This window comes from Caballeronia glebae (genome assembly GCF_001545035.1).
Taxonomy (GTDB): Bacteria; Pseudomonadota; Gammaproteobacteria; order Burkholderiales; family Burkholderiaceae; genus Caballeronia; species Caballeronia glebae.
This window is the reverse complement of sequence record NZ_FCOJ02000011.1, coordinates 38,084-60,272: the sequence shown is the minus strand read 5'-3', so window position 1 is coordinate 60,272 and position 22,189 is coordinate 38,084. Positions and strand designations below refer to the sequence as shown.

23 protein-coding genes are annotated in these 22,189 nt (G+C 65.0%); 16 read left to right on the top strand and 7 right to left on the bottom strand.

Annotated elements, in window-relative coordinates; all coding sequences use genetic code 11:
• Window positions 1–55: 55 nt before the first annotated feature.
• From phnN to phnF, 3 genes are read right to left on the bottom strand one after another with little or no spacing between them, the layout of a single operon-like run.
• Complete coding sequence (gene phnN / locus AWB82_RS10080) at window positions 56–616, bottom strand: phosphonate metabolism protein/1,5-bisphosphokinase (PRPP-forming) PhnN (RefSeq protein ID WP_086966986.1); 561 nt, start codon at window positions 614–616, stop codon at window positions 56–58.
• A complete protein-coding gene (locus tag AWB82_RS10075) occupies window positions 613–1,305 on the bottom strand; it encodes a DUF1045 domain-containing protein (RefSeq protein WP_086966985.1) in 693 nt (230 codons plus the stop codon). Before AWB82_RS10075 ends, phnN begins: the two co-directional genes overlap by 4 nt.
• Window positions 1,302–2,060, bottom strand: coding sequence for a phosphonate metabolism transcriptional regulator PhnF (phnF, locus tag AWB82_RS10070; RefSeq protein WP_086966984.1), 759 nt, complete (start codon window positions 2,058–2,060; stop codon window positions 1,302–1,304). The genes AWB82_RS10075 and phnF overlap by 4 nt, the downstream gene beginning before the upstream one ends.
• Before the next feature lie 163 nt (window positions 2,061–2,223).
• Between phnF and phnG the strand changes: the two genes are divergently transcribed.
• The 10 genes from phnG to AWB82_RS10020 all read left to right on the top strand — a co-directional run bounded on the left by phnG (window position 2,224) and on the right by AWB82_RS10020 (window position 11,822).
• The gene (gene phnG / locus AWB82_RS10065; RefSeq protein WP_086967075.1) at window positions 2,224–2,712 is read left to right on the top strand and encodes a phosphonate C-P lyase system protein PhnG; all 489 of its coding nucleotides are present in this window, start codon (window positions 2,224–2,226) and stop codon (window positions 2,710–2,712) included.
• Complete coding sequence (phnH, locus tag AWB82_RS10060; protein WP_086966983.1) at window positions 2,709–3,332, top strand: phosphonate C-P lyase system protein PhnH; 624 nt, start codon at window positions 2,709–2,711, stop codon at window positions 3,330–3,332. Before phnG ends, phnH begins: the two co-directional genes overlap by 4 nt.
• Window positions 3,332–4,432, top strand: a complete 1,101-nt coding sequence (locus AWB82_RS10055; protein ID WP_086966982.1) for a carbon-phosphorus lyase complex subunit PhnI — start codon at window positions 3,332–3,334, stop codon at window positions 4,430–4,432. Before phnH ends, AWB82_RS10055 begins: the two co-directional genes overlap by 1 nt.
• On the top strand, window positions 4,429–5,283 hold the full coding sequence (locus AWB82_RS10050) for an alpha-D-ribose 1-methylphosphonate 5-phosphate C-P-lyase PhnJ (protein WP_086966981.1): 855 nt from the start codon (window positions 4,429–4,431) through the stop codon (window positions 5,281–5,283). The genes AWB82_RS10055 and AWB82_RS10050 overlap by 4 nt, the downstream gene beginning before the upstream one ends.
• Entirely contained in the window at window positions 5,280–6,050 is a 771-nt protein-coding gene (phnK, locus tag AWB82_RS10045) for a phosphonate C-P lyase system protein PhnK (RefSeq protein WP_086966980.1), read from the top strand. The genes AWB82_RS10050 and phnK overlap by 4 nt, the downstream gene beginning before the upstream one ends.
• Before the next feature lie 10 nt (window positions 6,051–6,060).
• Window positions 6,061–6,834: a phosphonate C-P lyase system protein PhnL gene (phnL, locus tag AWB82_RS10040; protein WP_086966979.1), complete on the top strand. Its 774-nt coding sequence runs from the start codon at window positions 6,061–6,063 to the stop codon at window positions 6,832–6,834.
• Window positions 6,828–7,961, top strand: coding sequence for an alpha-D-ribose 1-methylphosphonate 5-triphosphate diphosphatase (locus AWB82_RS10035; protein WP_086966978.1), 1,134 nt, complete (start codon window positions 6,828–6,830; stop codon window positions 7,959–7,961). The genes phnL and AWB82_RS10035 overlap by 7 nt, the downstream gene beginning before the upstream one ends.
• A 261-nt stretch (window positions 7,962–8,222) precedes the next feature.
• The gene (locus AWB82_RS10030; protein WP_086966977.1) at window positions 8,223–9,587 is read left to right on the top strand and encodes an MFS transporter; all 1,365 of its coding nucleotides are present in this window, start codon (window positions 8,223–8,225) and stop codon (window positions 9,585–9,587) included.
• 233 nt (window positions 9,588–9,820) lie between these two features.
• A complete protein-coding gene (locus AWB82_RS38955; RefSeq protein ID WP_086966976.1) occupies window positions 9,821–11,359 on the top strand; it encodes a methyl-accepting chemotaxis protein in 1,539 nt (512 codons plus the stop codon).
• A gap of 178 nt (window positions 11,360–11,537) precedes the next feature.
• Window positions 11,538–11,822, top strand: a complete 285-nt coding sequence (locus AWB82_RS10020) for a hypothetical protein (protein ID WP_086967074.1) — start codon at window positions 11,538–11,540, stop codon at window positions 11,820–11,822.
• Window positions 11,823–11,879: 57 nt separating this feature from the next.
• Here the strand turns inward: AWB82_RS10020 and AWB82_RS10015 are convergent, their stop codons facing one another.
• Window positions 11,880–12,314, bottom strand: a complete 435-nt coding sequence (locus tag AWB82_RS10015) for a VOC family protein (RefSeq protein ID WP_086966975.1) — start codon at window positions 12,312–12,314, stop codon at window positions 11,880–11,882.
• A gap of 117 nt (window positions 12,315–12,431) precedes the next feature.
• Between AWB82_RS10015 and AWB82_RS10010 the strand changes: the two genes are divergently transcribed.
• Together AWB82_RS10010 and AWB82_RS10005 are read left to right on the top strand one after the other, a co-directional pair.
• Window positions 12,432–13,370: a LysR family transcriptional regulator gene (locus AWB82_RS10010; RefSeq protein ID WP_086966974.1), complete on the top strand. Its 939-nt coding sequence runs from the start codon at window positions 12,432–12,434 to the stop codon at window positions 13,368–13,370.
• 35 nt (window positions 13,371–13,405) lie between these two features.
• Complete coding sequence (locus AWB82_RS10005; protein ID WP_096031425.1) at window positions 13,406–14,536, top strand: FUSC family protein; 1,131 nt, start codon at window positions 13,406–13,408, stop codon at window positions 14,534–14,536.
• Window positions 14,537–14,542: 6 nt separating this feature from the next.
• On the opposite strand, the gene AWB82_RS10000 is transcribed toward AWB82_RS10005, so the two are convergent.
• Complete coding sequence (locus tag AWB82_RS10000; RefSeq protein ID WP_200818079.1) at window positions 14,543–16,426, bottom strand: hybrid sensor histidine kinase/response regulator; 1,884 nt, start codon at window positions 16,424–16,426, stop codon at window positions 14,543–14,545.
• 373 nt (window positions 16,427–16,799) lie between these two features.
• On the opposite strand from AWB82_RS10000, the gene AWB82_RS09995 reads away from it, so the two are divergent.
• A complete protein-coding gene (locus AWB82_RS09995) occupies window positions 16,800–17,021 on the top strand; it encodes a hypothetical protein (protein ID WP_086966972.1) in 222 nt (73 codons plus the stop codon).
• A 54-nt stretch (window positions 17,022–17,075) separates the two neighbouring features.
• On the opposite strand, the gene AWB82_RS09990 is transcribed toward AWB82_RS09995, so the two are convergent.
• Window positions 17,076–18,593 (bottom strand): MDR family MFS transporter, encoded by a 1,518-nt coding sequence (locus tag AWB82_RS09990; RefSeq protein ID WP_086966971.1) that lies wholly within the window; start codon window positions 18,591–18,593, stop codon window positions 17,076–17,078.
• A gap of 460 nt (window positions 18,594–19,053) precedes the next feature.
• Between AWB82_RS09990 and AWB82_RS09985 the strand changes: the two genes are divergently transcribed.
• Window positions 19,054–20,403 carry an ATP-binding protein gene (locus AWB82_RS09985; RefSeq protein ID WP_086966970.1) on the top strand — a complete coding sequence of 450 codons (1,350 nt, stop codon included), beginning with the start codon at window positions 19,054–19,056 and terminating at the stop codon, window positions 20,401–20,403.
• Between the two features lie 166 nt (window positions 20,404–20,569).
• Window positions 20,570–21,253 carry a response regulator transcription factor gene (locus AWB82_RS09980; RefSeq protein ID WP_086967072.1) on the top strand — a complete coding sequence of 228 codons (684 nt, stop codon included), beginning with the start codon at window positions 20,570–20,572 and terminating at the stop codon, window positions 21,251–21,253.
• 23 nt (window positions 21,254–21,276) lie between these two features.
• Here AWB82_RS09980 and AWB82_RS09975 read toward each other — a convergent pair whose 3' ends face one another.
• Window positions 21,277–21,471: a DUF3563 family protein gene (locus AWB82_RS09975; protein ID WP_086966969.1), complete on the bottom strand. Its 195-nt coding sequence runs from the start codon at window positions 21,469–21,471 to the stop codon at window positions 21,277–21,279.
• A 277-nt stretch (window positions 21,472–21,748) separates the two neighbouring features.
• Here AWB82_RS09975 and AWB82_RS09970 point away from each other — a divergent pair, with 277 nt between their 5' ends.
• On the top strand, window positions 21,749–22,114 hold the full coding sequence (locus AWB82_RS09970) for a hypothetical protein (RefSeq protein WP_061120756.1): 366 nt from the start codon (window positions 21,749–21,751) through the stop codon (window positions 22,112–22,114).
• The last annotated feature ends 75 nt before the right edge of the window (window positions 22,115–22,189 follow it).

Here is a 22,189-nt window from a genome sequence, read left to right as displayed (position 1 = left end):
CGTGACGTCGTGAAGTTTTGCTGGCGGGCGCCTCATTCGGGCGCCCGCGCCGTTTTCAGGCGCGCTCCGCGAGCGTGAGCGCGTTGAGCAGTTGCGCGCCGGCGTCGGCGAGCATGCCCGAATTGTCGATCGTCACGACGTGCGCATGCGACGGCAATTCGAACGCTGGACGGCGCGCGAGACGTGCTTCGATCTGCCGGGCGTCTTCGCGTCCACGACGCGCGAGGCGGGCGGCCAGCACCGAAGGCGTCGCATCGATATGCACGAAGCGCGCGTCGGGATAACGTTCGAGCGCGCGTTGCGCATGTTGACGCGAGCCGTTCACGACGACCGGCATGCCGCGCGCGAGCCATGCATCCAGCTCGATGCCGATGCCGTAGCGCAGCCCCAGACTTTCCCAGTGCATCGCGAAGAGGCCGTACGAAATCCTCGTGGCGAATTCGTCATGCGAAAGGGCGATGTGATTCTCGCCGTCACCGACCGCGCGCGTGATGTAGCGATGCGCGAACATCACCTGTGCGCCAACGCGTTCGCGCGCGAAGCCGAGCAGCGAGTCCTTGCCCGCGCCCGACGGTCCCATCACGTAGATCAGTTTCGTGCTGTCCACTTCCGTCATGCCCCATCCTGTGCGTTGTTGAACGGCAGGCGCCGCCATAGCGTGAACGGCGCGCCCGGCAGCGGTTCGATGAAAAGCGCGGCGCCGTGCACCGGCAACGGGCCGAGCGTGTCGATGCGCGCCTTCCAGTCCGACACGATCGCCGCACGCGCGTTCGCGTCGTCGAGCGAATCGGAGAGCGTCATATGGAAGCGATATTCGTCGAGGACATACGGATAGCCCCATTCGCGCAGCAATTCGATTTGACGTGCGCTCATGCCGTCGACGACGCGCCGCTCGATGCTTTCCCGAGACGGCATTCTGCGCAGCGCCGAGAGCGCCGTCAGTGCGCTTGCCGCCAGTGCGCGAAGATTCGCGTCGCCGGTTTGCGTCGCGGGGCGCAGCGCGACGAAACGGCCCATTTGCGCGGGGCAGACGGTCGTCTCGAAGCGAGACACCGAGCTTGCCCAGGCGCGCGCGCAGGCGAACACGTCCGCCAGTTCGACGCCCGGGGTCATATGGAACGGCGCGACGAGCGTCGCATGCCAGCCGTATCGGCGCGGCGCGTGCGTCACGGCATGCGCGGGCGTGGCAATTTCCAGTCCGCTTTCGGGATCGCGGCCGAGCCATTCGCAACCTTCGCGCCACCACGCGGAAGACGCGGGCGGCGCATAGTAGAGCGCCACGCGCGGATGGACGGCGGCGCTCATAGATCGTGCTCGACCATCAATTGCACGCGGTCCGCCGCGAAATGCGTGATGCCGTACTTGATCGGCACGCCTTTCTCGTCGACGTCGACGTTCTCGACCCACAGCACCGGCTGTTGACGATTGATCTGCAAGCGCCGCGCCACGTCCGACGAAGGCAGCACGCTGCCGATCCGGCTCCATTTGCGCGTGTAATCCTTTACGCCGAACTTCTCCAGCGCGGCGCTCACGCCGCCCGCCGCCTCGATGGCCGCGGGCAGATCGCTAAAGCGCGCGGCCGGAAACCAGTTGCGCGCATAGGTCATCGGAATGCCGTCGGAGTCATGGCGCGTTTCGATCTGATAGACGAGCGTGCCCGCGCGCACGCCGAGCGCCTTCGACACGGCCGGATCGGCCTTCACGCGCTCCGAGCTCAGCACGACGCCCGCCGATGCATGCTTCTGGCGCCGCAGGTTTTCGGTGAAGCGCGTGCGCCGCCCGATCTGATAGTCGATTGCGCCGGGCTGCACGAACGTGCCGCGCCCCTGCTCGACGCTGACGAGGCCGGTCGCGGCGAGCCGCAGCATCGCGCGGCGTACCGTATGACGATTTACGTCGAAGCGCCTGGCGAGTTCCGCTTCGCTCGGCAGACGGCCTTCGTCGCCGAAGCTCTTCGCGGCGATCTCGGCGGCGAGAATCTGCTCGATCTGCCGCCAGATCGCGACCCCCGCGCCGCGCTCGACGATCACGCCAGGCGCCGCATTTTCGTTGGATGTCATTGCGCTGTCATTCCTGTCGGTTTGAATATCGTTCTTCGGGATTGTAGTTCGCCGAGCGTGATGAAAATGTGAAAGCCTCACTACATGACCAAACGTCTAGACGACTAGATCAAACAACGAGTAGCATGACGACGACCGGATGCTTCAAGACTTGGGAAAAGCGATGAGTACTTCAACGGAGCCGCGGCCAGCGCGAGGCCGCCGCGAATGGATGGCGGTGCTCGCCCGCACGCCGCGCGACGCGCTGCAACACGCACTGGACACGGCGCTCGAAGGCGCGAAGGTGCCCGACTACGAGTGGCTGCGCGCGCCGGACATCGGGCTTGCGATGGTGCGCGGACGTATCGGCGGCACGGGCGATGCGTTCAATCTCGGCGAAACGACCGTCACGCGCGCCACGCTGCGATTGCGCACTGGCGATGGTGACGGCAGCGCGGCCGTCGGCGTCGCGGTGCACATGGGCCGCGACAAGGAGCGTGCGACGCTCGCCGCGCTTGCGGACGCGCTCTTGCAGACGCCGCGTTTCGCCGACACGTTGCAGACACAGCTCATCGAGCCGCTGGCCGCGCGCATCGCCGATGAAACGCGTCGCAAAGAGGCCGAAGCGGCGGCGACGAAGGTCGAATTCTTCACGATGGTGAGAGGCGAATGATGCGAATCGACATGACCAAGCTCGTGCCCGGCTTCAACGACACGGTGCACGACGCGCAGCGCGTGTTCCGCGCGTTGCTCGATGCGCTGTCGCGCCCGGGCAGCATCGTCGCGATCGACGCCGCGCTGCCGGACAACCACGCGATGCGCGACGGCCTCGCCGGGCGCGTGCCGCTCGCGGCGTTCGCGTCGCTGCTCGCGCTTACTGATTATTCGACGCCGGTCTTCATCGAGCGCGAAGACAACGTGCTCGGCGACGCGCTGCGCTTTCACGCGAGCGCGCCTGTTACGCGCGATCGCCGCGAGGCCGCGTTCGCTTATATCGACGATACGCGCGACATGCCTTCGCTCGATGCGTTCTCGCACGGCGAGCCCGAGTCGCCTGAGCATGCCGCGACGCTCTTCATCCGCGTGCCGTCGCTGACCGAAGGCGAGCCGCTCGAATGGCGCGGTCCCGGCATCGCGCAATCGCGCAGCGTCGCCATCGCGGGGCTGTCGCGCGAGTTCTGGCGGCAGCGCGCGGCGCTCACCGCGCTCTTTCCTTGCGGCATCGATTGCTACTTCGTCGCGGGCGGCGCGCTCGTCGGCCTGCCGCGCACGACGCATGTGGAGGTGAGCTGATGTACGTCGCGGTCAAAGGTGGCGAACGCGCCATCGAACGTTCATGGGACGTGCTCGCGAAAAAGCGTCGCGGCGATGTCCGCGTGCCCGAGTTGTCCGTTGCGCAGATTCGCGAGCAGATGCGCCTTGCCGTCGCGCGCGTGATGACCGAAGGCTCCGTCTACGACGAAGACCTCGCCGCGCTCGCGATCAAGCAGGCGGCGGGCGATCTCGTCGAAGCCATTTTCCTGTTGCGCGCGTATCGAACGACATTGCCGCGCTTTGGCTACACGCTGCCGATCGATACGGAAGCGATGTGCGTCGAACGCCGCATCTCGGCGGCCTTCAAGGATATTCCCGGCGGACAGATGCTGGGCGGCACCTACGACTACACGCAACGCCTGCTCGACTTCACCTTGCTCGCCGAAGGCCAACCAGTTAGCGATGCAACTATCGAGGCGAAGGCGGCGGAAGAGAGCGCCATGCCGCGCGTGTTGTCCATGCTCGACAGGGAAGGCCTGATCGAGCAGGAACGCGCGCGAGAGAACGCGCCGGAACCGGGCGATCTGTCGCGCGAGCCGCTCTCGTTTCCCGTGGATCGCTCGACGCGCCTGCAAAACCTCGCGCGCGGCGACGAAGGCTTTCTGCTCGCCGTCGGCTATGCGACGCAGCGTGGCTATGCGCACAGCCATCCGTTCGCGGGCGAGATCCGTCACGGCGAAGTGGCGGTGGAAATGGTCGTCGATGAATTGGGCTTCGCCGTCGAGATCGGGACTATCGACATTACCGAGTGTCAGATGATCAACCAGTTCGCGGGTAGTGGCGACGTGCCGCCAACGTTCACGCAAGGCTATGGCCTCGCATTCGGCCATTCCGAGCGCAAGGCGATGGCCATGGCGCTGGTGGATCGCGCATTGCGCGCGCAAGAACTCGGCGAATCCGTCGGCTCGCCAACGCAAGACCCCGAGTTCGTGCTGTATCACAGCGATAACGTGGAAGCGTCCGGTTTCGTGCAGCACCTGAAGCTGCCGCACTACGTCGATTTTCAATCCGAGCTTGAATTGCTGCGTCGTTTGCGCGCCGCGCATGGCTCGGACGGCAACAAGGAGAATGCGACATGAGCGCACTCACCGAAGGCTATAACTTCGCGTATCTCGACGAGCAGACCAAGCGCATGATTCGCCGCGCGTTGCTCAAGGCGGTCGCGGTGCCGGGTTATCAGGTGCCGTTCGCGTCGCGCGAAATGCCGTTGCCGTATGGATGGGGCACGGGCGGCTTGCAGGTGACATCGGCGATCATCGGGAAGAGCGATACGCTGAAGGTCATCGATCAAGGTTCCGACGAGACCACGAACGCGGTGAACATCCGCCGCTTCTTCGCGCGCACGGCGGGCGTCGCGACCACCACGCGCACCGCCGATGCGAGCATCGTGCAGACGCGTCACCGCATTCCCGAGACGCCGCTCACGGACAGGCAGATCATCGTCTATCAGGTGCCGATGCCCGAGCCGCTGTTTCGCCTCGAACCGCGCGTCACGGAGTGCAGGAAGCTCCACGCGCTCGCGGACTACGGCCTCATCAACGTGAAATATTATGAGGATATCGTGCAGCACGGCAGCATCGCGACGACCTACGATTATCCGGTGCTCGTGAACGATCGCTACCTCACGTCGCCCTCGCCGATCCCGAAGTTCGACAATCCGAAGATGCACATGAATCCCGCATTGCAGCTCTTCGGCGCGGGTCGCGAACGGCGCATCTACGCCATTCCGCCTTATACGAAAGTGAAGAGCCTCGATTTCGAGGATCATCCGTTCAGCGTGCAGAAGTGGGAGCATGCATGCGCGCTGTGCGAATCGCGCGAAAGCTTTCTCGACGAGATGATCGTCGACGATGAAGGCACGCGCATGTTCGTCTGCTCCGACAGCGATTACTGCCATAGCCGTCGCGACGACGAAGAGGTGGCGCAATGAACGCACTGCTGAAAGCGACGCGCCTCACGAAGCGCTATGACGGACGCGGCGGTTGCGTCGATGTCGATCTCGATGTTCATCCTGGCGAAGTGCTGTGCATCGTCGGGGAATCGGGATCGGGCAAGTCCACGTTGCTGAACGCGCTCGCGTTGCGCGGCGAAGTGGACGGCGGCGCGCTCACGTACACGACGCGCGAAGGCGAAGCGCTCGATCTTCTGACGCTCGCCGAGCCGCGCAAACGTCTACTGTCGCGCACCGAATGGGGCTTCGTGCATCAGAACGCGCGCGATGGCCTGCGCCGCAACGTATCGGCGGGCGCGAACATCGGCGAACCGCTCATGGCGATCGGCGCGCGTCACTATGGCCGTCTGCGCGAAACGGCCGCCGACTGGATGAGCCGCGTCGAACTGGATGCCGCGCGCATCGACGAATTGCCCGCCGCGTTTTCGGGCGGCATGCAACAGCGTCTGCAGATCGCGCGTAATCTGGTGACGGGGCCGCGCCTCGTGTTCATGGACGAACCCACCGCCGGCCTCGATGTCTCCGTGCAGGCGCGTCTGCTCGACCTGCTGCGCACGCTCACGAGCAAGCTGCATCTCGCGGCGGTGATCGTCACGCACGACATTGGCGTCGCGCGGCTGCTCGCACATCGGCTGATGGTGATGAAGGACGGGCGCGTGGTCGAAAGCGGCCTGACGGATCAGGTGCTCGACGATCCGCAACATCCTTATACGCAGACGCTCGTCGCGTCCGTGCTGCCCGTTTGAGGTGCGACTGATGACCCACGATTGCTTTGTCACGAACGACAAGCTGATGTTGCGCGCGCGCGGCATCGAGAAAACTTTCACGCTGCATCAGCAGGGCGGCGCGCGTATCGCCGCGCTTTCGGGCGTATCGCTCGATGTCGAGCGCGGCGAATGCGTTGTGCTCGCGGGCGCGTCGGGCGCGGGCAAGAGCACGTTTCTGCGCTGCATGTACGGCAACTATCTCGCGACGCGCGGCAGCATCGCGATTCGCGACGACAGCAAGCCGTCGCGTCATACGATGCTGACCGACGCCGCGCCGCACGAGATCATCCGCCTGCGCAACACGACGATGGGCTACGTGAGCCAGTTCCTGCGCGCGATTCCGCGCGTGTCGTCGCTCGATCTCGTGGCGGAGCCGCTCGTGTCGCGCGGCGTCGATGAAAACGAAGCGCACGCACGCGCGAGCGCTTTGCTCGAACGCCTCAACGTGCCGCGGCGTCTCTGGACGCTCGCGCCCGCGACGTTCTCGGGCGGCGAGCAGCAACGCGTGAATATCGCGCGCGGGTTGATCGCGGCGCATCCGTTGTTGCTGCTCGACGAACCCACCGCGTCGCTCGATGCCGAAAATCGCGACGTGGTCGCCGACCTGATCGTCGAGGCGGGCGAGAAGGGCGCGGCGATCGTCGGCATCTTCCACGACGAAGACACGCGCGAACGTGTCGCGACCCGCATCGTGCGGCTCGCGTCGGCCGCCGCCGCCGTCGCCACTCATCAAACCGATTCCGGAGTGTTGCAGACATGCTGATCAAGAATGCGCGCATCGTGACGCGCGACGAAGAGTTCGTGGGCATCGTGCGTGTCGAGGATGGACGCATCGCGGAGATCGCGCCGGGCAATACCGCCGCGCGCGATGCGCACGACTGGGACGGCGATTATCTGCTGCCCGGTTTCGTCGAGTTGCATACGGACAACATCGAGAAGCATCTCGCGCCGCGTCCGGGCGTGCTGTGGAATCACGAAGCGGCGATCATCGTGCATGACGCGCAAGTGGCGTCGGCGGGCATCACGACCGTGTTCGATGCACTCGGCGTCGGTTCGCGTCCCGAAGACGGCGTGCGCGGCCGCGAGCTTCAAGTGCAATGCGCGAAGTCGATCGGCAAGTTCGTCGAGCGCGATCTGCTGCGCGCGGATCACTTCCTGCATCTGCGCTGCGAAGTGGGCACGACGGATGTCGTAGAAGTGTTCGATTCACTCTCGTCCGATCCGCTGTTCAGGCTCGCCTCGGTGATGGATCACACGCCGGGCCAGCGTCAATGGCAGGACCACGAGAAGTGGCGCAAGTATCAGGAGCGTCATGGCAAGTGGAGCGACGAGCACGCGAACAAGATCCTCGCCGAACTCGCGGAACATCAGCGGCGTTATGCGGCGAAGCATCGCGCGGAAATCGTCGAGCGGTGCAAGGGCTTGAACATCTCGCTCGCAAGCCATGACGACACGCTCGTCGAGCACGTCGAGGAAGCGGCGCGCGACGGCATCGCGCTCGCCGAGTTTCCGACGAGGCTCGAAGCGGCGCGCGCCGCGCGCGAGCACGGCATCGCGACGATCATGGGCGCGCCGAACGTGGTGCGCGGCGGCTCGCATTCGGGCAACGTGTCCGCGCTCGAACTGGCGCGCGAAGGGCTGCTCGACATCCTGTCGTCGGATTACGTGCCGTCGAGTTTGCTGATCGCGGTGTTCGATCTCGTCGCGAAGGCGGGATGGTCGTTGCCGCGCGCGGTCGCGACCGTCTCGTGGGCACCCGCACACGCGGCCGGCCTCGCGGATCGCGGCGCGATCGCCACGGGCCTGCGCGCGGACTTCGTGCGCGTCGCTTCGATGGACGGCCTGCCGATCCCGCGCGAGACGTATCGCGCGGGACGGCGCGTGTCCTGAGCGCGTGTCCTGACAGCCACGCGTCAGCGCTGCGTCATACGCGGGTAAGCCCGCGTTGACGAAGCGCAAGCTTCTTCAGTACCCTCTCACGCGTGTTCGCTATGTGAATCGGTGTTCGTCTGACGAACTTTTCGCCGATTTCCATGCGTTCGACCGAGCTCCGCGCTCGCACGAAAACAACAAAAACGCCGGCGGGAAGCGGTTTCAGTTCCGGGATGCGCCCTTGCGAGGCGCGCGCCCAATCATCAAAGAGGGAATGAAGTGAGTAGAAGTCCTGCCGTGAACGTACAGACGTTCATCAACGAGCATCCGTTCTCGCCGTTTCAGTGGCTCATCTTCGTGATGTGCTTCGTCATCGTGCTGCTGGACGGTTTCGATACCGCCGCGATCGGCTTCATCGCGCCTTCGCTCGTCGCCGAATGGCATATCAGCCGTCCGGCGCTCGCGCCCGTGCTGAGCGCCGCGCTCTTCGGGCTCGCCGCGGGCGCGCTCTTGTCCGGGCCGCTCTCGGACAAGCTCGGCCGCCGCGTGTTGCTGCTCTCGTCGGTGCTGATTTTCGGCGTCGCGTGTCTCGCGTCGTCGTTCTCGGCGGACCTCACGCAACTGACGACGCTGCGCTTCGTCACGGGCCTGGGTCTCGGCGCCGCGATGCCGAACGCCGTCACGCTGATGAGCGAGTTCTGCCCCGACAATCGCCGGGCCACGCTCATCAATCTGATGTTCTGCGGCTTTCCGCTCGGCGCGGCGTTCGGCGGCTTTCTCGCGGCGTGGATGATTCCGCAATTCGGCTGGCGCAGCGTGCTAATGCTGGGCGGCATTGCGCCGCTCGTGCTGTCGGTGCTGCTCATTGCCACGTTGCCCGAGTCGGTGCGCTACATGGTGGCGAAGTCGAAGCCGGTCGAGAAGATTCGCGCGACGCTCGCGCGCATCTCGTCCGACGCGATGAACGCAGGCTCGTTCTTCATGACCGAAGCCGCGCCCGCCGCGACGGGGCAAAGCGGCATTAGCGTGGTGCTGTCGCGCTCGTACATCGTCGGCTCGATCATGCTGTGGCTCACATACTTCATGGGCCTCGTGATCTTCTACGCGTCGATCAACTGGATGCCGATCCTGCTCAAGGAGGCCGGCCTGACGCCGCAAAAGGCGACGCTGATCTCCGCGCTGTTTCCGCTCGGCGGCGTGGGCGCGGTGCTGTGCGGCGTGCTGATGGACAAGTTCAACGCGAACCGAATCATCGCCGCGTGCTATGCGCTGACCGCCGTGAGCGTGTATCTGATCGGCCAGGCCGTGGGCAACGTGGGCATGCTCGTGCTCGTCGTGTTCCTCGCGGGCGTGCTGATGAACACCGCGCAATCGTCGATGCCAGCGCTTGCCGCCGCGTTCTATCCGACGCAAGGGCGCGGCACGGGCGTCGCGTGGATGCTGGGCATCGGGCGCTTCGGCGGCATCGCGGGATCGTTCCTCGTCGCTGAACTGACGCGACTGCACTTCACCTTCGGCGGCATCTTCGCGACGATCGCGGTGGCGGGCATCATTTCGGCGCTCGCGCTGCTGGTGAAGCAGGCCGCGCATCCGCAAACGGCGATGGCCAGCGATCTCAAGGCGACGGAACCGGTCGGGCACTGATCGGCAGAAATACGGTGAGTAGCGCCCCGCGTGGCTTCGGCCGCGCGGGGCGTTTTGCTTTGCGCGGCACACGTCCTGGCTCAAGATTCAACGCGTCTTGCCGTTAAATTGCACGCAGCTTTCGATAACGACGCGACGTCGCACGCGCGCAGGCAAACGTAAAACCGTCCGCGCTCGAAAGCCGCAAAGCAAGCGCCTGTCCCGGCGCATCCATCGGCTCCTTCAACCAGATCGTGAATAAACTATCTTTCAAGACCAAGCTCATGAGCACCGTGGGCTTCGTATGGCTCAGTCTGATTCTTCTGTGCGCGCTCAACGCGATCTCCACCCAACATTCGCTGATGAGAAACCGCGAAGGCGCGCTCGCCGAGCAGGTTCAATCGGCGACGAGCATCGTGAGGTTTTACGTGAAGCAGGCGCAAAGCGGCGCGCTGCCCGAGGAAGAAGCGAAGAAGCTCGCCATCGCGAGCGTGCGCGCGATCCGCTACGGCGCGAGCGGTTATGTCGGCATTCTCGATTCGAAGCTGTTCCAGATCCTGAACCCCGTGCGCCCCGATACGGAGAACAAGATCAACGATTTCGTCGATAGCACCGGCAAGCATTTCACCGGCGAAATCGTGAAGCACGGGCTCGACGGCTCGCACATCACGACCTATCTCTATCCGAAGCCCGGCGAGACCGAGCCGCTGCAGAAGCTCACCTATGGCGATTACGTGCGCGAGTGGGACTGGCATGTCTACACGGGCGCGTATATCGACGATATCGACGCGGCCTTTCACGCGATCGTGCTCAAGTCGCTGCTGCTCATCGGCGTGATCGGCGCGGCGTTGACGTTCGCGATGACGCTCATCATTCGCGGCGTGCTGAAGAGCATCGGCGGCGATCCGCGCGATGCGGCGATCGTCTGCCAGCGCATCGCGGCCGGCGATCTCGCGCAGGCCGTGCACGTGCAGCGCGGCGACGATTCGAGCCTCATGCATTCGATGCATGCAATGCAATCGCGTCTCACGCAGACGATCGCGCAGATCAAGCTCGTCGCGGACGGCATCACGGCGGCGTCGCGCGAAATCGCGGACGGTCATCACGATCTTTCGTCGCGCACGGAAGAGCAGGCCGCTTCGCTCGCGCAAACGGCATCGAGCATGGAAGAGCTGACGTCGACCGTGCGCCTCAATTCGGACAACGCGGGCGAGGCGTGCCAGCTCGCGGCGAGCGCATCGTCGACGGTTGAAAGCGGCAGCGGCGTCGTGCTCGGCGTCGTCACGACGATGGACAAGATCGCGGGCAGCTCGGAGAAGATCGTCGACATCATCGGCGTGATCGAAGGCATCGCGTTCCAGACCAACATTCTCGCGTTGAACGCGGCCGTCGAGGCGGCGCGCGCGGGCGAGCATGGACGCGGCTTCGCGGTGGTCGCCTCGGAAGTGCGGGCGCTCGCGCAGCGTTGCGCGGCGGCGGCGAAGGACGTGAAGACGCTTATCGACGAATCGGTGACGAACGTGACGGCGGGGCAAGATCTCGCGCAGCAATCCGGCGACACGATGAAGCAGATTCTCACGTCTGTCTCGCGCGTGACGGACATCATGAACGAGATCTCGTCGGCTTCGTCGCAGCAGACGCAGGGCATCGAGCAAGTCGGCGTCGCGATCACGCAGATGGACGCCGTCACGCAGCAGAATGCCGCGCTCGTCGAGCAGGCGACGGCCGCCGCCAGCGCGCTCGCGGTGCAGGCGGAAGAGTTGAAACGCGCTGTCGCCGTGTTCAGAACCTGAACCTTCGGAATAGCCGCGTTCTTGTCGAAGACACGAAGGCGTTGGCGAATCGTCAGACCGTGGCATGTCGCGTGCTGACTCGTATCGTGCGACCGGCCGCTGCGTGAACCGCGGCGGCCAGCAGGCAGATCAAGCCGCAAGCATCGCATTTCGCCATCCGCCAACAGGAGTCTTCGACATGAAACGTTTCGCCCTTTCCACCGCTGCCGGCGCTTTCGCTCTCGTCTGCGCGTCCGCTTTTGCGCAGGACAATCCGCCGAGCTCGAACACGGGCATGCAGGCCGGCGACAACGCGCAAACCACGACGCAGCACGCGCAGCCGAATTCGCACGCGAACAAATCGACGCATACGAAAAAGACGCACACGAGCTCGATGAACGCGGGTCCGTCCACGCAACCCGGCGGCACCGCGACACCGAGCGGCCCGGGCGCACCGGTCAGCGCGAGCGGCTCGGGTCAGTAATACGCGCTGAAATGACGAACGGGACGCCGCGTGGCGTCCCGTTTTTTCTTGCGGCTCTTATTTTGCGAAGAGCGACGTCATGTCGGCGAACGCCTTGATCTCGACGGCATTGCCCGACGGATCGAGGAAGAACATGGTCGCCTGTTCGCCGACTTCGCCCTTGAAGCGCACATGCGGCTCGATGATGAAGCGCGTGCCGGCGGCGCGCAGCTTGTCGGCGAGTTCTTCCCATTGCGGTATCGACAGCACCACGCCGAAGTGACGCACGGGCACGGCGTCGCCATCGACCGCGCTCGTCGTGCGATGCCCGGCTTCCTCCGGCGCGAGATGCGCGACGATCTGATGCCCGTAGAAATCGAAATCCACCCAGGCGTCGGAGCTGCGGCCTTCCGGGCAGCCGAGCAGGTCGCCGTAGAACTCGCGCGCGGCGGCGAGGCTGTGAACGGGGAATGCGAGGTGGAACGGCGGCATGGCGTGTTGGGTCGTGCTCATGGCGGTGAATCCTTCAATCGACGTGAGTGGGAACGGAAGTCACAGTCTATTAATAAATATTTGTGCTGAAAAACGATATATTTCTGGAGTCAGTCCAAATATTTTCGATGAATCGACATGTTGCGCGAACTCCAGACTTTCATCGCGGTGGCGCGCCACGGGACCTTCGCGGGCGCGGGCGCGCAAATCGGCCTCACGCAATCGGCGGTGAGCGCGCAGATGCAGCGCCTCGAAGCGCATCTCGGTGTGAAGCTGTTCGACCGGACCGGCCGCTCCGCAACGCTCAACAAGGCCGGCAAGCGCACGCTCGAACTCGCCGATGAACTGATCGCGCTGTACGCGCGCCTCGCCGAGCCGGAGGGCGAGGACGGGCGCGGCGGCTCGCTCTCGGTGGGTGCGATCGCGTCGGCGCATGCGGCGCTTTTGCCCGATGCCATCGACGCATTCCGGCGCATGTTGCCCGCGTGGCGTATCCGGCTCGTGCCGGGCGTGTCGCTCAATCTGCTCGCGAGCGTCGACGCGGGCGAGATGGACATGGCCGTCATGATTCGTCCGCCGTTTTCGCTGCCCGCGGAGCTGCAATGGCGCACGCTCGTCGCGGAGCCGTTCGTGCTGCTCGCGCCCGCCGCGAAGAAGGGCGCCGACTGGCGCACGCTGATCGAGTCCGAACCGTTCATCCGCTACGACCGGCGCTCGTTCGGCGGCCGCCAAGTGGACACGTTTCTGACGAAGCGCCGCATCGCCGTGCGCGATTCGATCGAGGTCGATGAGCTGCCGGGCATCGCGCAATTGGTCGCGCGCGGACTGGGCGTGGCGCTCGTGCCGGTGTCGGATGGCATCGGTCCGTGGCCGCGTGGCGCGGTCGCGCTCGATCTCGGCGACGACACGTTTCATCGCGAGATCGGGCTCGTGGAGCGCGCGCGGCGCGCGGGCGCGAACGAGCCGGATGCGGCGGCGCGGCTTGCGGGCTGCATCGTCGAAGCGGCGCGGCGGGGCGGAACGCGAGTGCCCGTGGAACGTGCACGAAGACGAAACGCGCCGCGCGGCATCGCCTAGAATGCCTTGCAGGCCCGCTTCCTTCGGTGACGCCAATGGACGACGAGCAGCACATCGGCGACGCGAAAACGCGTCTCGCGGATTCGTCGCTGACGATCGCGCGAACGCTCGTGCATCGTGTGCAGGCGGCGCTCGCATGGCTCGACCGCGTGGACCCGGGCACGCATCGGCGCATCAAGGGTTTGCGGCTCGTGACCGCGTATGGACTCGCGGCGGCGCTCGGCGCGTTGCAGGACGTGACGCAGAGCGTGCCAGCCAGCGTGTCGGTGGGCGCGCTCGCGGGCGGCTTCGCGCTGTGGGCGAGCGTGTCCGAGGCGCGCACGACGCGTTTCGAGTCGAGCCGCGATCTCCTCGTCCTGTGCGTCGCGGCCGCGTTCGGCGCGTTCACTTTCACGCTTTTCGCGCCGATGCTTCGCGAATTCGGCCGCGGCGGCGCCGAGCTGATTCTCGTGACAGGCGCGTTTCTCGCGGGCTATCTGAAGCGCTTCGGGATGACCGGCGCGGGCGTCGGCTCGCAGCTTTATATCGGGCAGCTTCTCGCCTACGGAATGGATCTCAGGCCCGGCGACTCCTCGGCGATCCTGCTCGCGTTGCTGATCGGCATGCTCGCGGCCATCGTGCCGCGCGTGCTGAGCGGGCCGGCGGAGCATCCAGTCGTGCTGCCGGCGCTGGCGTCCGAACCTGCTTTCGGTCGCTACGGAATTTCGCCCGCGTTCGCGATGGGCCTGCAGGCGGCGTGCGGCGCGCTCGTCGTCGTGGCGTTGAATCGCGCGTTCGGGCTTGCGGAATCGGCGTGGGCGATCACGGCTTGCGTGTATGTCGTCGCGACTTCGGCGGTCGGGACGGCGGAGCGCGTGCGGCGGCGCATCTACGGAACGCTCGTCGGCGTGCCGATCGGCATCGTGTGTCTGCCGCTCGCCGAGCACTGGCCGCTCGTCGTCTGGATGCTGTCCGCGTTCGCGATGATCGCTTATGCGATGGCGCTGCCGGAGCGGTATGACATCGCGTGCGGGGCGTTCGCGTTCGTGCTTATCGTGACGCTCGCCGCCAGCGGCGTGCATTCGGTCGAACTGCTGACGGCGCGGGCGTGGGAGACGCTGCTGGGCGGGGCGCTGGGGCTGGTTGCGTCGCGCGTGGTGTTTCCGCTGCGGGTGGTGAGGGCGTGAGGCCGCTCACCGTTGCGCCACTTTCTCCAGCAAGCGGTCCAGCATGTCGAAATCCACCGGCTTCACCAGATGCGCATCGAAGCCCGCCTGCGCGGAGCGTTCCTTGTCGCTCTCCTGCCCGAATCCCGTCATCGCGACCACCGTCGCGCGCCCGATGAGCCGCTGCGAGCGCAACGTCCGCAGCACCGCGTGACCATCCATATCGGGCAATGCGAGATCGAGCAGAATCAGTTCCGGCGGAAAATGGCGGATCACGTCGAGCCCTTCCTTGCCGTGATACGCGATGCGCACGTCGTGCCCCTTCATTTGCAGCAGCATTGCGAGGCTGTCGGCGGAATCACGGTTGTCGTCGATCACGACGATGCGCAGACCGTCGCCCACGCTTTGTATCGCGCTCTGCGCGAGTACGCGATGCGGCCGTGGCGCGTCGTCGTCGGACGCATAAGGCAGGCGCACGGTGAACGTGCTGCCCTGATTCAGACCGCCGCTCGCCGCGCTGATCGAGCCGCCATGCATCTCGACGATCGACCGGCAGAGCGTGAGCCCGATGCCGAGGCCAGATTCGCCGGGATTGAGATAGTGATCCTCCTGCACGAACAGATCGAAGATGGACGTCAGGCCCTTTTGTGAAATGCCGCGGCCCGTGTCGATCACTTTCAGCAGCAGCCCCGTCGCCTCGGGCTCGACTTCGACGCAGATCGTGCTCGCGCGCGCCGAGAACTTCGACGCGTTGTTCAAGAGGTTCTGCACCACTTGCACAAGCCGCGTGCTGTCGCCCATGACATAAACGCGCTCTTGCGGCAGCTTCGCCACGACGCTCTGGGTGCGCTCGTCGGTGAACGGATGCACGAGTTCGATGCTGCGCGCGATGATGTCGCTCACGTCCACGCGCGCCATGCGCAGATCGATCTTGCCCGTGGTGATGCGGCCCATGTCGAGCAGATCGTCGACGAGCCGGCCGAGATGCGAAGTCTGTCTGTCGATGATGTCGCGGCACGCGGCGAGGCGTTGCGGCATGTCCGTTTCCATCTGCATCACGCCGACCGCATTGCGCACGGGCGCGAGCGGATTGCGCAACTCGTGCGCGAGCGTCGCGAGAAATTCGCTGATGCGCCGCGACGATACTTCGAGCTGTTCCAGGCGCTTTCTCTCGCTCATGTCGCGCGTGACCTTCGCGAAGCCGCGCAGCACGCGATGCTCGTCGTACACCGCGGTGATCACCACGTTCGCCCAGAACAGCGAGCCGTCCTTGCGCACGCGCCAGCCTTCGTTCTCCACGCGGCCCGCGCGGATCGCGGTCTGCAACTCGATCTCGGGAACATTCGCTTCGAGATCCTCGGGGCAATAGAAGGTCGAGAAGTGCTTGCCGAGAATCTCCGCCGGCTGATAACCCTTGATGCGCATCGCGCCCGTGTTCCAGCTCGCGATATGGCCGCTGGGGTCGAGCATGAAAATCGCATAGTCGCTCACGTTTTCCACGAGCAGACGAAAGCGCTCTTCGGACAGACGCAGCTTTTCTTCCTCGGCGCGTTTCGCGGTGAGATCGCGCGTGTATTTCGCGTAGCCGATGATCTCGCCCTTCGTATTGCGCGCCGCCGTGATGACCACGTTCGCCCAGAACAGCGTGCCGTCCTTGCGCACGCGCCAGCCTTCGTCTTCGAAGCGCCCGGTCGCGTAGGCCTGCTTCAGCTCGTATTCGGGCCAGCCGCGCGCTACCGATTCCGCCGTGTAAAAGCGCGACAGATGCTGTCCGACGATCTCGTGCGCCTCGTAGCCCTTGATCTTGCGCGCGCCCTTGTTCCAGCTCGTGATGCAGCCGTTCAGGTCGAGCATGAAGATCGCGCAGTCTTCGATCGCATCGACGAGCGCGTGATACTGCTGCTCGCCCATGACGGGCTCCGATGGCGTGTGGCGAGCGAGGTCGAGTGTCGTGGCGGCTTTGGATCGGGTCATGGTTCGGGTGGTCGGCGCGGCGGTGGACGATTCCTGGACAAGATGCCGCTGACGCCACAGTCTACCCGCAGCCCCGGCATCGCTGCCACGCCTTTGTATCAGACGTAGCTATCGGCGTGCCGCCACGCAAACGTCTGCCAAATTCCCGCATTTTCTGTGACGATCCACCCGTTTTCAGCCGTGCTTCTGGAGGGATTTCAAGCAACGGGCGCGCACGTACACTGCGTGCACATTTCGGAAGGTCGAGCCTGTGGCAGGCAGTGCGTCGAGGCCCATGAAGTGACCCTTGGACACCCTCAGGAGCACTACCATGACAGGAAGACTCATCGGCATCGTTCTGATTGCGGCGCTGGTCGTCGGAAGCTACGCGCTCGCGCGCAGCCACGGTCCCATGACGTACTACATGGACGACAACGCGCTGCTGTCGCGCTACCTTGCCGATTCGGCGACGCTCGCGAGCGACAGCGAGCCCGCGAGCGCGAGCGTGGCGACCGTGAAGCACGAAAGTCCGCTGCTCCAGTCGCAGGACTGAAGACACGCCCGGCGCTCGCCGTCGGGCACCATGCGTTCGGGTCGGCGCTTAGTTTTAGTGAAACGCCTGATTCGCGGCGTTTTTCGCATCGGTCGCGCCGACTGTCTCGACCGTTCCCCGCGCGTGCCCGATCTCGATCTTCGGCATGAACAGCATCGAAATCACGGTGCCGAGCGCGATCACGAACATCGCCGTAAAGGTCAGATGCAGCGAGTGATGCAGCACGAGGCGAATCTCGTTGTTCATCGCGAAGTCACCGGGCACGGCCGTAAGCAGTTGCTTCAACTGATCCGCGTGCACGGGCGGCAGGCCGTCCGCGTGCGTGAGGCCGTAGTTTTGCACCGCGCCGAACACGGCCGCGCCGAGCGTGTTGCCGAGATTGCGCGAAAACAGGTTCGACGCCGTTGCGCTGCCGCGTTCGAGCGGCTGCACGATTTCCTGGATCAGGATGAGGCACGAGACGCTCGTGATGCCCATGCCGAAGCCGAGCACCGCCGAGCCGACGCCCGCCCAGACGGGACTCGACTCCGGCCCGAGCAGCACGAACGGCAACGCGCCCAGCGGAATGAACACCGGGCCGATCATCAGAAGACGCCTCAGGCCGATGCGGCTGAACGTGCGCGACGTGAAGGTCGCGCCGCTCGGCCAGCCGATCATCATCATCGTGAGCGCGAGACCCGCTTGCACCGGCGTGCGGTGCATCACGCCCTGCACGTACATCGGCAGGAAAGTGGTGAGGCCCATCATCGCCATGCCGGCGAGCAGCGTCGCGACATTGCTCGCGGCGATCGGCCGATGCGACCACAGCTTGAACGAGATCATCGGATCGGCGGCGCGGCGCTCCTGCACCACGAAGCCGACGATGGCGAGCACCAGCACGCCGATCTCCGCGCCGACGCGCGCATTGCTCGCGTGGCCGGCATCGGTCAGCGCCATCATCAGCGAGGCGACGGCGGCGGTGAAAAAGAGCGCGCCCGCGAGATCGATCGCCGGACGGTCGTGGCGCTTTTCCTCGTGCAGATAGAGCGTGAAGAGCAGCGCGGCCAGAATGCCGATCGGCACGTTGATCCAGAAGATCCACGCCCACGAGAACTGGCGGATCAAAAGGCCGCCGACCATCGGCCCGAGCACGGCGGACACGGCCCACACGCTCGCGAGATAGCCCTGCACCTTGCCGCGCTCGCGCGCCGGATAGAGGTCGCCGACCACCGTCAGCGCGACCGGCAGGATCGCGCCTGCGCCCACGCCCTGAATCAGCCGGAAGACGATCATCGCGGGCATCGACCACGCGAAGCCCGCGAGCACCGAGCCGATCAGGAAGATCGCGATGCCCACGAGGATCGCAGGCTTGCGGCCGTAGAGGTCGGCGAGCTTGCCGAACACGACCGTGAGCGCCGTCTGCGTGAGCAGGAACGACGAGAACACCCAGCTATAAAGATTGAGGCCGCCGAGTTGCGTCGCGATTTGCGGCATCGCGGTAGAGACAATGGTGGCTTCGATCGCGACCATGGCCATCGAGGCCATCACCGCTGCAATGACGAGAGGACGGTTGGTTTTGCTGTTCTGTGACATGCGGTAAGAAGGCATAGCGCCCGCCGCGCGAACCGGAAGACGATGCGCGCCAGGCGGGCCATGCTCGAAAGATTGGAGATGCGGCGGTGACACCCCGGCTTGCGAATAGCTTGCAGCCGAAGCAATGTCGCCGATGAAAAAGCGCCGGATGCAATGTTATCCCGCCGCGCGAAACGGCGCTGGCTGCATCGTCGCGCGCTCATTCGGCGCTAATTCTTCGCGCCTACGCTTATTCACGTGGACGGGCGGCGCGCTTCCCCGAGCAATACGCGGTCCGTTTCACACATCTCCTCAGCCCTTGGCGCCGGCCGCGAATGGACCGGCGCTTTTTTTTTCTCTAAAGCGCCCACGCGCATCTGCCACGCACATGTCGTCTTTCAGACCGAAATCTCCGGGAATGTCGCCTAAAATCGAACGGCCGGCAGCGTTGCCCCGTTCCCTTCCGAAGCGGCGGACCCGAATGATCAAATCACTGAAGAATCAGCTGGTGCTCGCACTTGGGCTGCTCGTCAGCGTGATCGGCGTCGTGCAGGGCGTGAGTTCGTATCAGCTGACCCAGACCGGCATGAACGCGCTGCTCGACATGCGCCTCGAACAGGTGGCGGCACGTCTGCGCGACGGACTCGCCGAAAGTCTGCCGAAAAATCCCTCGCGCGGAACGCAAGACGAACGCGACGTGGTCGCCGTCGTGTGGAAGCCCGGCCAGGATCTGCCGTTTCGCACGACCGACCCGTCGCTGCATTTTCCGCGCGACGCGCACCCGGGATTCTCCGGCGTCGACGTCAACGACGAGCACTGGCGCATCTTCACACGTCAGGAGCCGACCATGACGATTCAGGTCGCGCAACGCTCGTCCATACGGCGCGAACTGACGCAGGAAGCCGCGACGCAAACGCTCTGGCCGATCGCCGTGCTGCTGCCGCTCGTGTGGATCGCGGTGGCGCTCGTCGTGCGGCGCTCGCTGCGTCAGTTGAATCAGCTCGGCGCGGAAGTCCGCGACATCGACATGGGGAATCTTCAGCCGCTGCCGACGGTCGGCGTGCCCACGGAGATCGCGCCCTTCATCCATTCGATCAACACGATGATCGAGCGCCTCGCGACATCGATCGAGAAGGAGCGCAAGTTCATCGCCGACGCCGCGCACGAACTGCGCACGCCGCTCACGGCGCTGCAGCTTCAGGCCGACAATCTCGCGCCGCATATCTATCCCGGCAATCAGGAGCGCTTTCAGGAGTTGCGCAAGGGCATTGCGCGCAGCGGCAAGCTCATCGCGCAACTGTTGCGGCTCGCGCGCGCCGATGCGCCGGCGAACGGCGCGCCGCTCGCGCGCGTGGATCTCTCGGAGGTAGTGACGAGCGCCGTCGCCGACGTGCTGCCGATAGCGCTCGCGCGCGGCATGGACATCGGCGCGGAGGAAATGGTGAACGCGCACGTGCGCGCCGTGGAAACCGATATCGGCATGGCGGTGAAGAATCTCGTGTCGAACGCGGTGCGCTATACGCCCGACGGCGGCACCATCGATCTGCACATGCGGCGCGACGGCGAACTGGTCTGGATCGATGTGATCGACAACGGACCGGGTATCGACGAGGCATTGCTGCCGCGCGTGTTCGACCGCTTTTTTCGCGCGAATCCGGACGTGGAGGGAAGCGGGCTGGGTTTGTCCATCGTGAAGGCGATCGCCGCGCGCTACGGCGGCGACGTGACGCTGAAAAACCGCGGCGACGGCCGCTCGGGCATCGTCGCTTCGATCGGCTTTCCCGTCGAGGAAGTGCGCGAAAACGCCGCCGCGCCCGCAATGAATCTATAGAGATTTGCGCGCGGTTTTACGCCGATTACAATGCATTCGCTGCGTGGCGCGAAGCGATCGTCGCCGGTCAGGAGAAATCGAAAAAGACCGGTCGTGCGTTTTGAATCCTTCGGGCCGCATTCCGGGCGCGTGGCGCGCGCCATTCTCGCGATGCGCGGGGTGGAACATGCGAATTCTTCTGATCGAAGACGACGTGCAGATCGGCACGAGCCTCATGCGTGCGCTCAAGGACGCCGACTACGCCGTCGACTGGGTGCGCGACGGCAACGCCGGCCGCGAGGCAATCAACGCCGCCGAATACACGGTCGTGCTGCTCGATCTCGGCTTGCCGGGCATGACGGGCATCGAGCTTCTGCGACAGGCGCGCAGCGCCGGCAACGCGACGCCGGTGCTGATTCTCACCGCGCGCGACGATCTCGATACACGCGTGCAGGGCCTCGATCTCGGCGCCGACGACTATCTGCTCAAGCCCTTCGACATGCCCGAGCTGCTCGCCCGCATCCGCGCGGTGCTGCGCCGCAAGGCGGGCTACGCGGTCTCGCGACTCGGCGACGATTCGATCTGCCTCAATCTCGATCAGCGCACGCTCACGTGCGGCGAGACTTCGGGCGTGCTGTCCGCGCGTGAATTCGCGCTGATGCACGCGCTGCTCGAACGTCCCGGCACGATCTTTTCGCGCGATCAGCTCGAAGACCGCCTCTACGGCTGGGGCAAGGAAGTGGAGAGCAACGCGGTCGACGTGCTCATCCATTCGGTGCGCAAGAAATTCGGCGCGGCCGTGATCCGCAACGTGCGCGGACTCGGCTGGACCGTGATGCTCGGCCAGGCGGGCCGCGAGGAAACGAAGTAGCGCGCGGGGCATCGGCGGCGCGTTCAATGCTCGTCGTAGCGGCGGCCGAGCGCGCCGCAAAAGTACATGCTGTAGTCGTGATCCTGCGTTTCGACCTGACGCATGCGCCGTTCGAGATCGGCGAGATCGCTCGACGACGCGAGATAGGTGTCGCGCGCTTCCTGCGCCGTGCGGATCGAAAAGAGATGCTCGATGGAGTGAGTGAGACGTTCAAACATGATGTGCTCCCGTCGTTGGTCGAAGGCCGATGAGTGGCCGACGAAAGCAGGTTATGCCCCGCGAATTAGCAGCGAATGAGAGCCGGAAGGCGCGCGTCGCGGCATGCGCGATGCTGCTCTTCGCATGACGAAGCGTTCGCCAGCGCACCGTGTTTTGGGTCGCGCCGCAGGAAGGCAGTGCCGCGCCGCACCATCCCGTGATATCGTCTTTGACAGGGTTTCATACGGAACGCCGTGCGCTGTTCGCATTCGTCGATCGTCTCTCGTGAAGGCCGCCATGAACGATGTGTCTCGTATCCTCAGTGCCCGCGACCGCGTCGAGTTGCTGTGCTGGCTCACGTGCGGCAGTCTCGGCGCGTACTACCTGAATGGCGACTGGCCGGCGGCCTCGTTTCACGTGCAGGCCGCGCACAAGTGGCTCGACCGGCATCAGCGGCTCGCGGACTGGCTCACGGTCGCGAAGCTCGCGGCCATCGCCCGCGAAATCGCCACGCAACATTGCGCGCTGCTCGAAGCGGACTGGGCGCGCGACGCCGTCGAGGAAATTCTCGACAGCGAAGACCTCAACTATCAATCGGATGTCGTGCGGCAGGTTTTCGACGACTGCCGCCGCGCGCTCGCGGAAAAGCGCACGCCTGAATGAATCCTTCATTGCGCGCGTGGGCGGCCTCTAGCGCGAATTACTGTATGGATGTACAGTAAGCCATTTTCTTGCCCT

Bases quoted from the DNA above. Each gene is read 5' to 3' on its own strand.
- AWB82_RS10055 (WP_086966982.1), top strand. From the start codon at position 3,332: ATGTACGTCGCGGTCAAAGGTGGCGAACGCGCCATCGAACGTTCATGG.
- phnH (WP_086966983.1), top strand. From the start codon at position 2,709: ATGATGCGAATCGACATGACCAAGCTCGTGCCCGGCTTCAACGACACG.
- phnK (WP_086966980.1), top strand. From the start codon at position 5,280: ATGAACGCACTGCTGAAAGCGACGCGCCTCACGAAGCGCTATGACGGA.
- AWB82_RS10015 (WP_086966975.1), bottom strand. From the start codon at position 12,314: ATGAGCACGACCCAACACGCCATGCCGCCGTTCCACCTCGCATTCCCC.
- AWB82_RS10035 (WP_086966978.1), top strand. From the start codon at position 6,828: ATGCTGATCAAGAATGCGCGCATCGTGACGCGCGACGAAGAGTTCGTG.
- phnL (WP_086966979.1), top strand. From the start codon at position 6,061: ATGACCCACGATTGCTTTGTCACGAACGACAAGCTGATGTTGCGCGCG.
- AWB82_RS10010 (WP_086966974.1), top strand. From the start codon at position 12,432: ATGTTGCGCGAACTCCAGACTTTCATCGCGGTGGCGCGCCACGGGACC.
- AWB82_RS09970 (WP_061120756.1), top strand. From the start codon at position 21,749: ATGAACGATGTGTCTCGTATCCTCAGTGCCCGCGACCGCGTCGAGTTG.
- AWB82_RS09990 (WP_086966971.1), bottom strand. From the start codon at position 18,593: ATGTCACAGAACAGCAAAACCAACCGTCCTCTCGTCATTGCAGCGGTG.
- phnF (WP_086966984.1), bottom strand. From the start codon at position 2,060: ATGACATCCAACGAAAATGCGGCGCCTGGCGTGATCGTCGAGCGCGGC.
- AWB82_RS09980 (WP_086967072.1), top strand. From the start codon at position 20,570: ATGCGAATTCTTCTGATCGAAGACGACGTGCAGATCGGCACGAGCCTC.
- AWB82_RS10000 (WP_200818079.1), bottom strand. From the start codon at position 16,426: ATGGGCGAGCAGCAGTATCACGCGCTCGTCGATGCGATCGAAGACTGC.
- AWB82_RS09975 (WP_086966969.1), bottom strand. From the start codon at position 21,471: ATGTTTGAACGTCTCACTCACTCCATCGAGCATCTCTTTTCGATCCGC.
- phnG (WP_086967075.1), top strand. From the start codon at position 2,224: ATGAGTACTTCAACGGAGCCGCGGCCAGCGCGAGGCCGCCGCGAATGG.
- AWB82_RS10005 (WP_096031425.1), top strand. From the start codon at position 13,406: ATGGACGACGAGCAGCACATCGGCGACGCGAAAACGCGTCTCGCGGAT.
- phnN (WP_086966986.1), bottom strand. From the start codon at position 616: ATGACGGAAGTGGACAGCACGAAACTGATCTACGTGATGGGACCGTCG.
- AWB82_RS09995 (WP_086966972.1), top strand. From the start codon at position 16,800: ATGACAGGAAGACTCATCGGCATCGTTCTGATTGCGGCGCTGGTCGTC.
- AWB82_RS09985 (WP_086966970.1), top strand. From the start codon at position 19,054: ATGATCAAATCACTGAAGAATCAGCTGGTGCTCGCACTTGGGCTGCTC.
- AWB82_RS10020 (WP_086967074.1), top strand. From the start codon at position 11,538: ATGAAACGTTTCGCCCTTTCCACCGCTGCCGGCGCTTTCGCTCTCGTC.
- AWB82_RS10050 (WP_086966981.1), top strand. From the start codon at position 4,429: ATGAGCGCACTCACCGAAGGCTATAACTTCGCGTATCTCGACGAGCAG.
- AWB82_RS10075 (WP_086966985.1), bottom strand. From the start codon at position 1,305: ATGAGCGCCGCCGTCCATCCGCGCGTGGCGCTCTACTATGCGCCGCCC.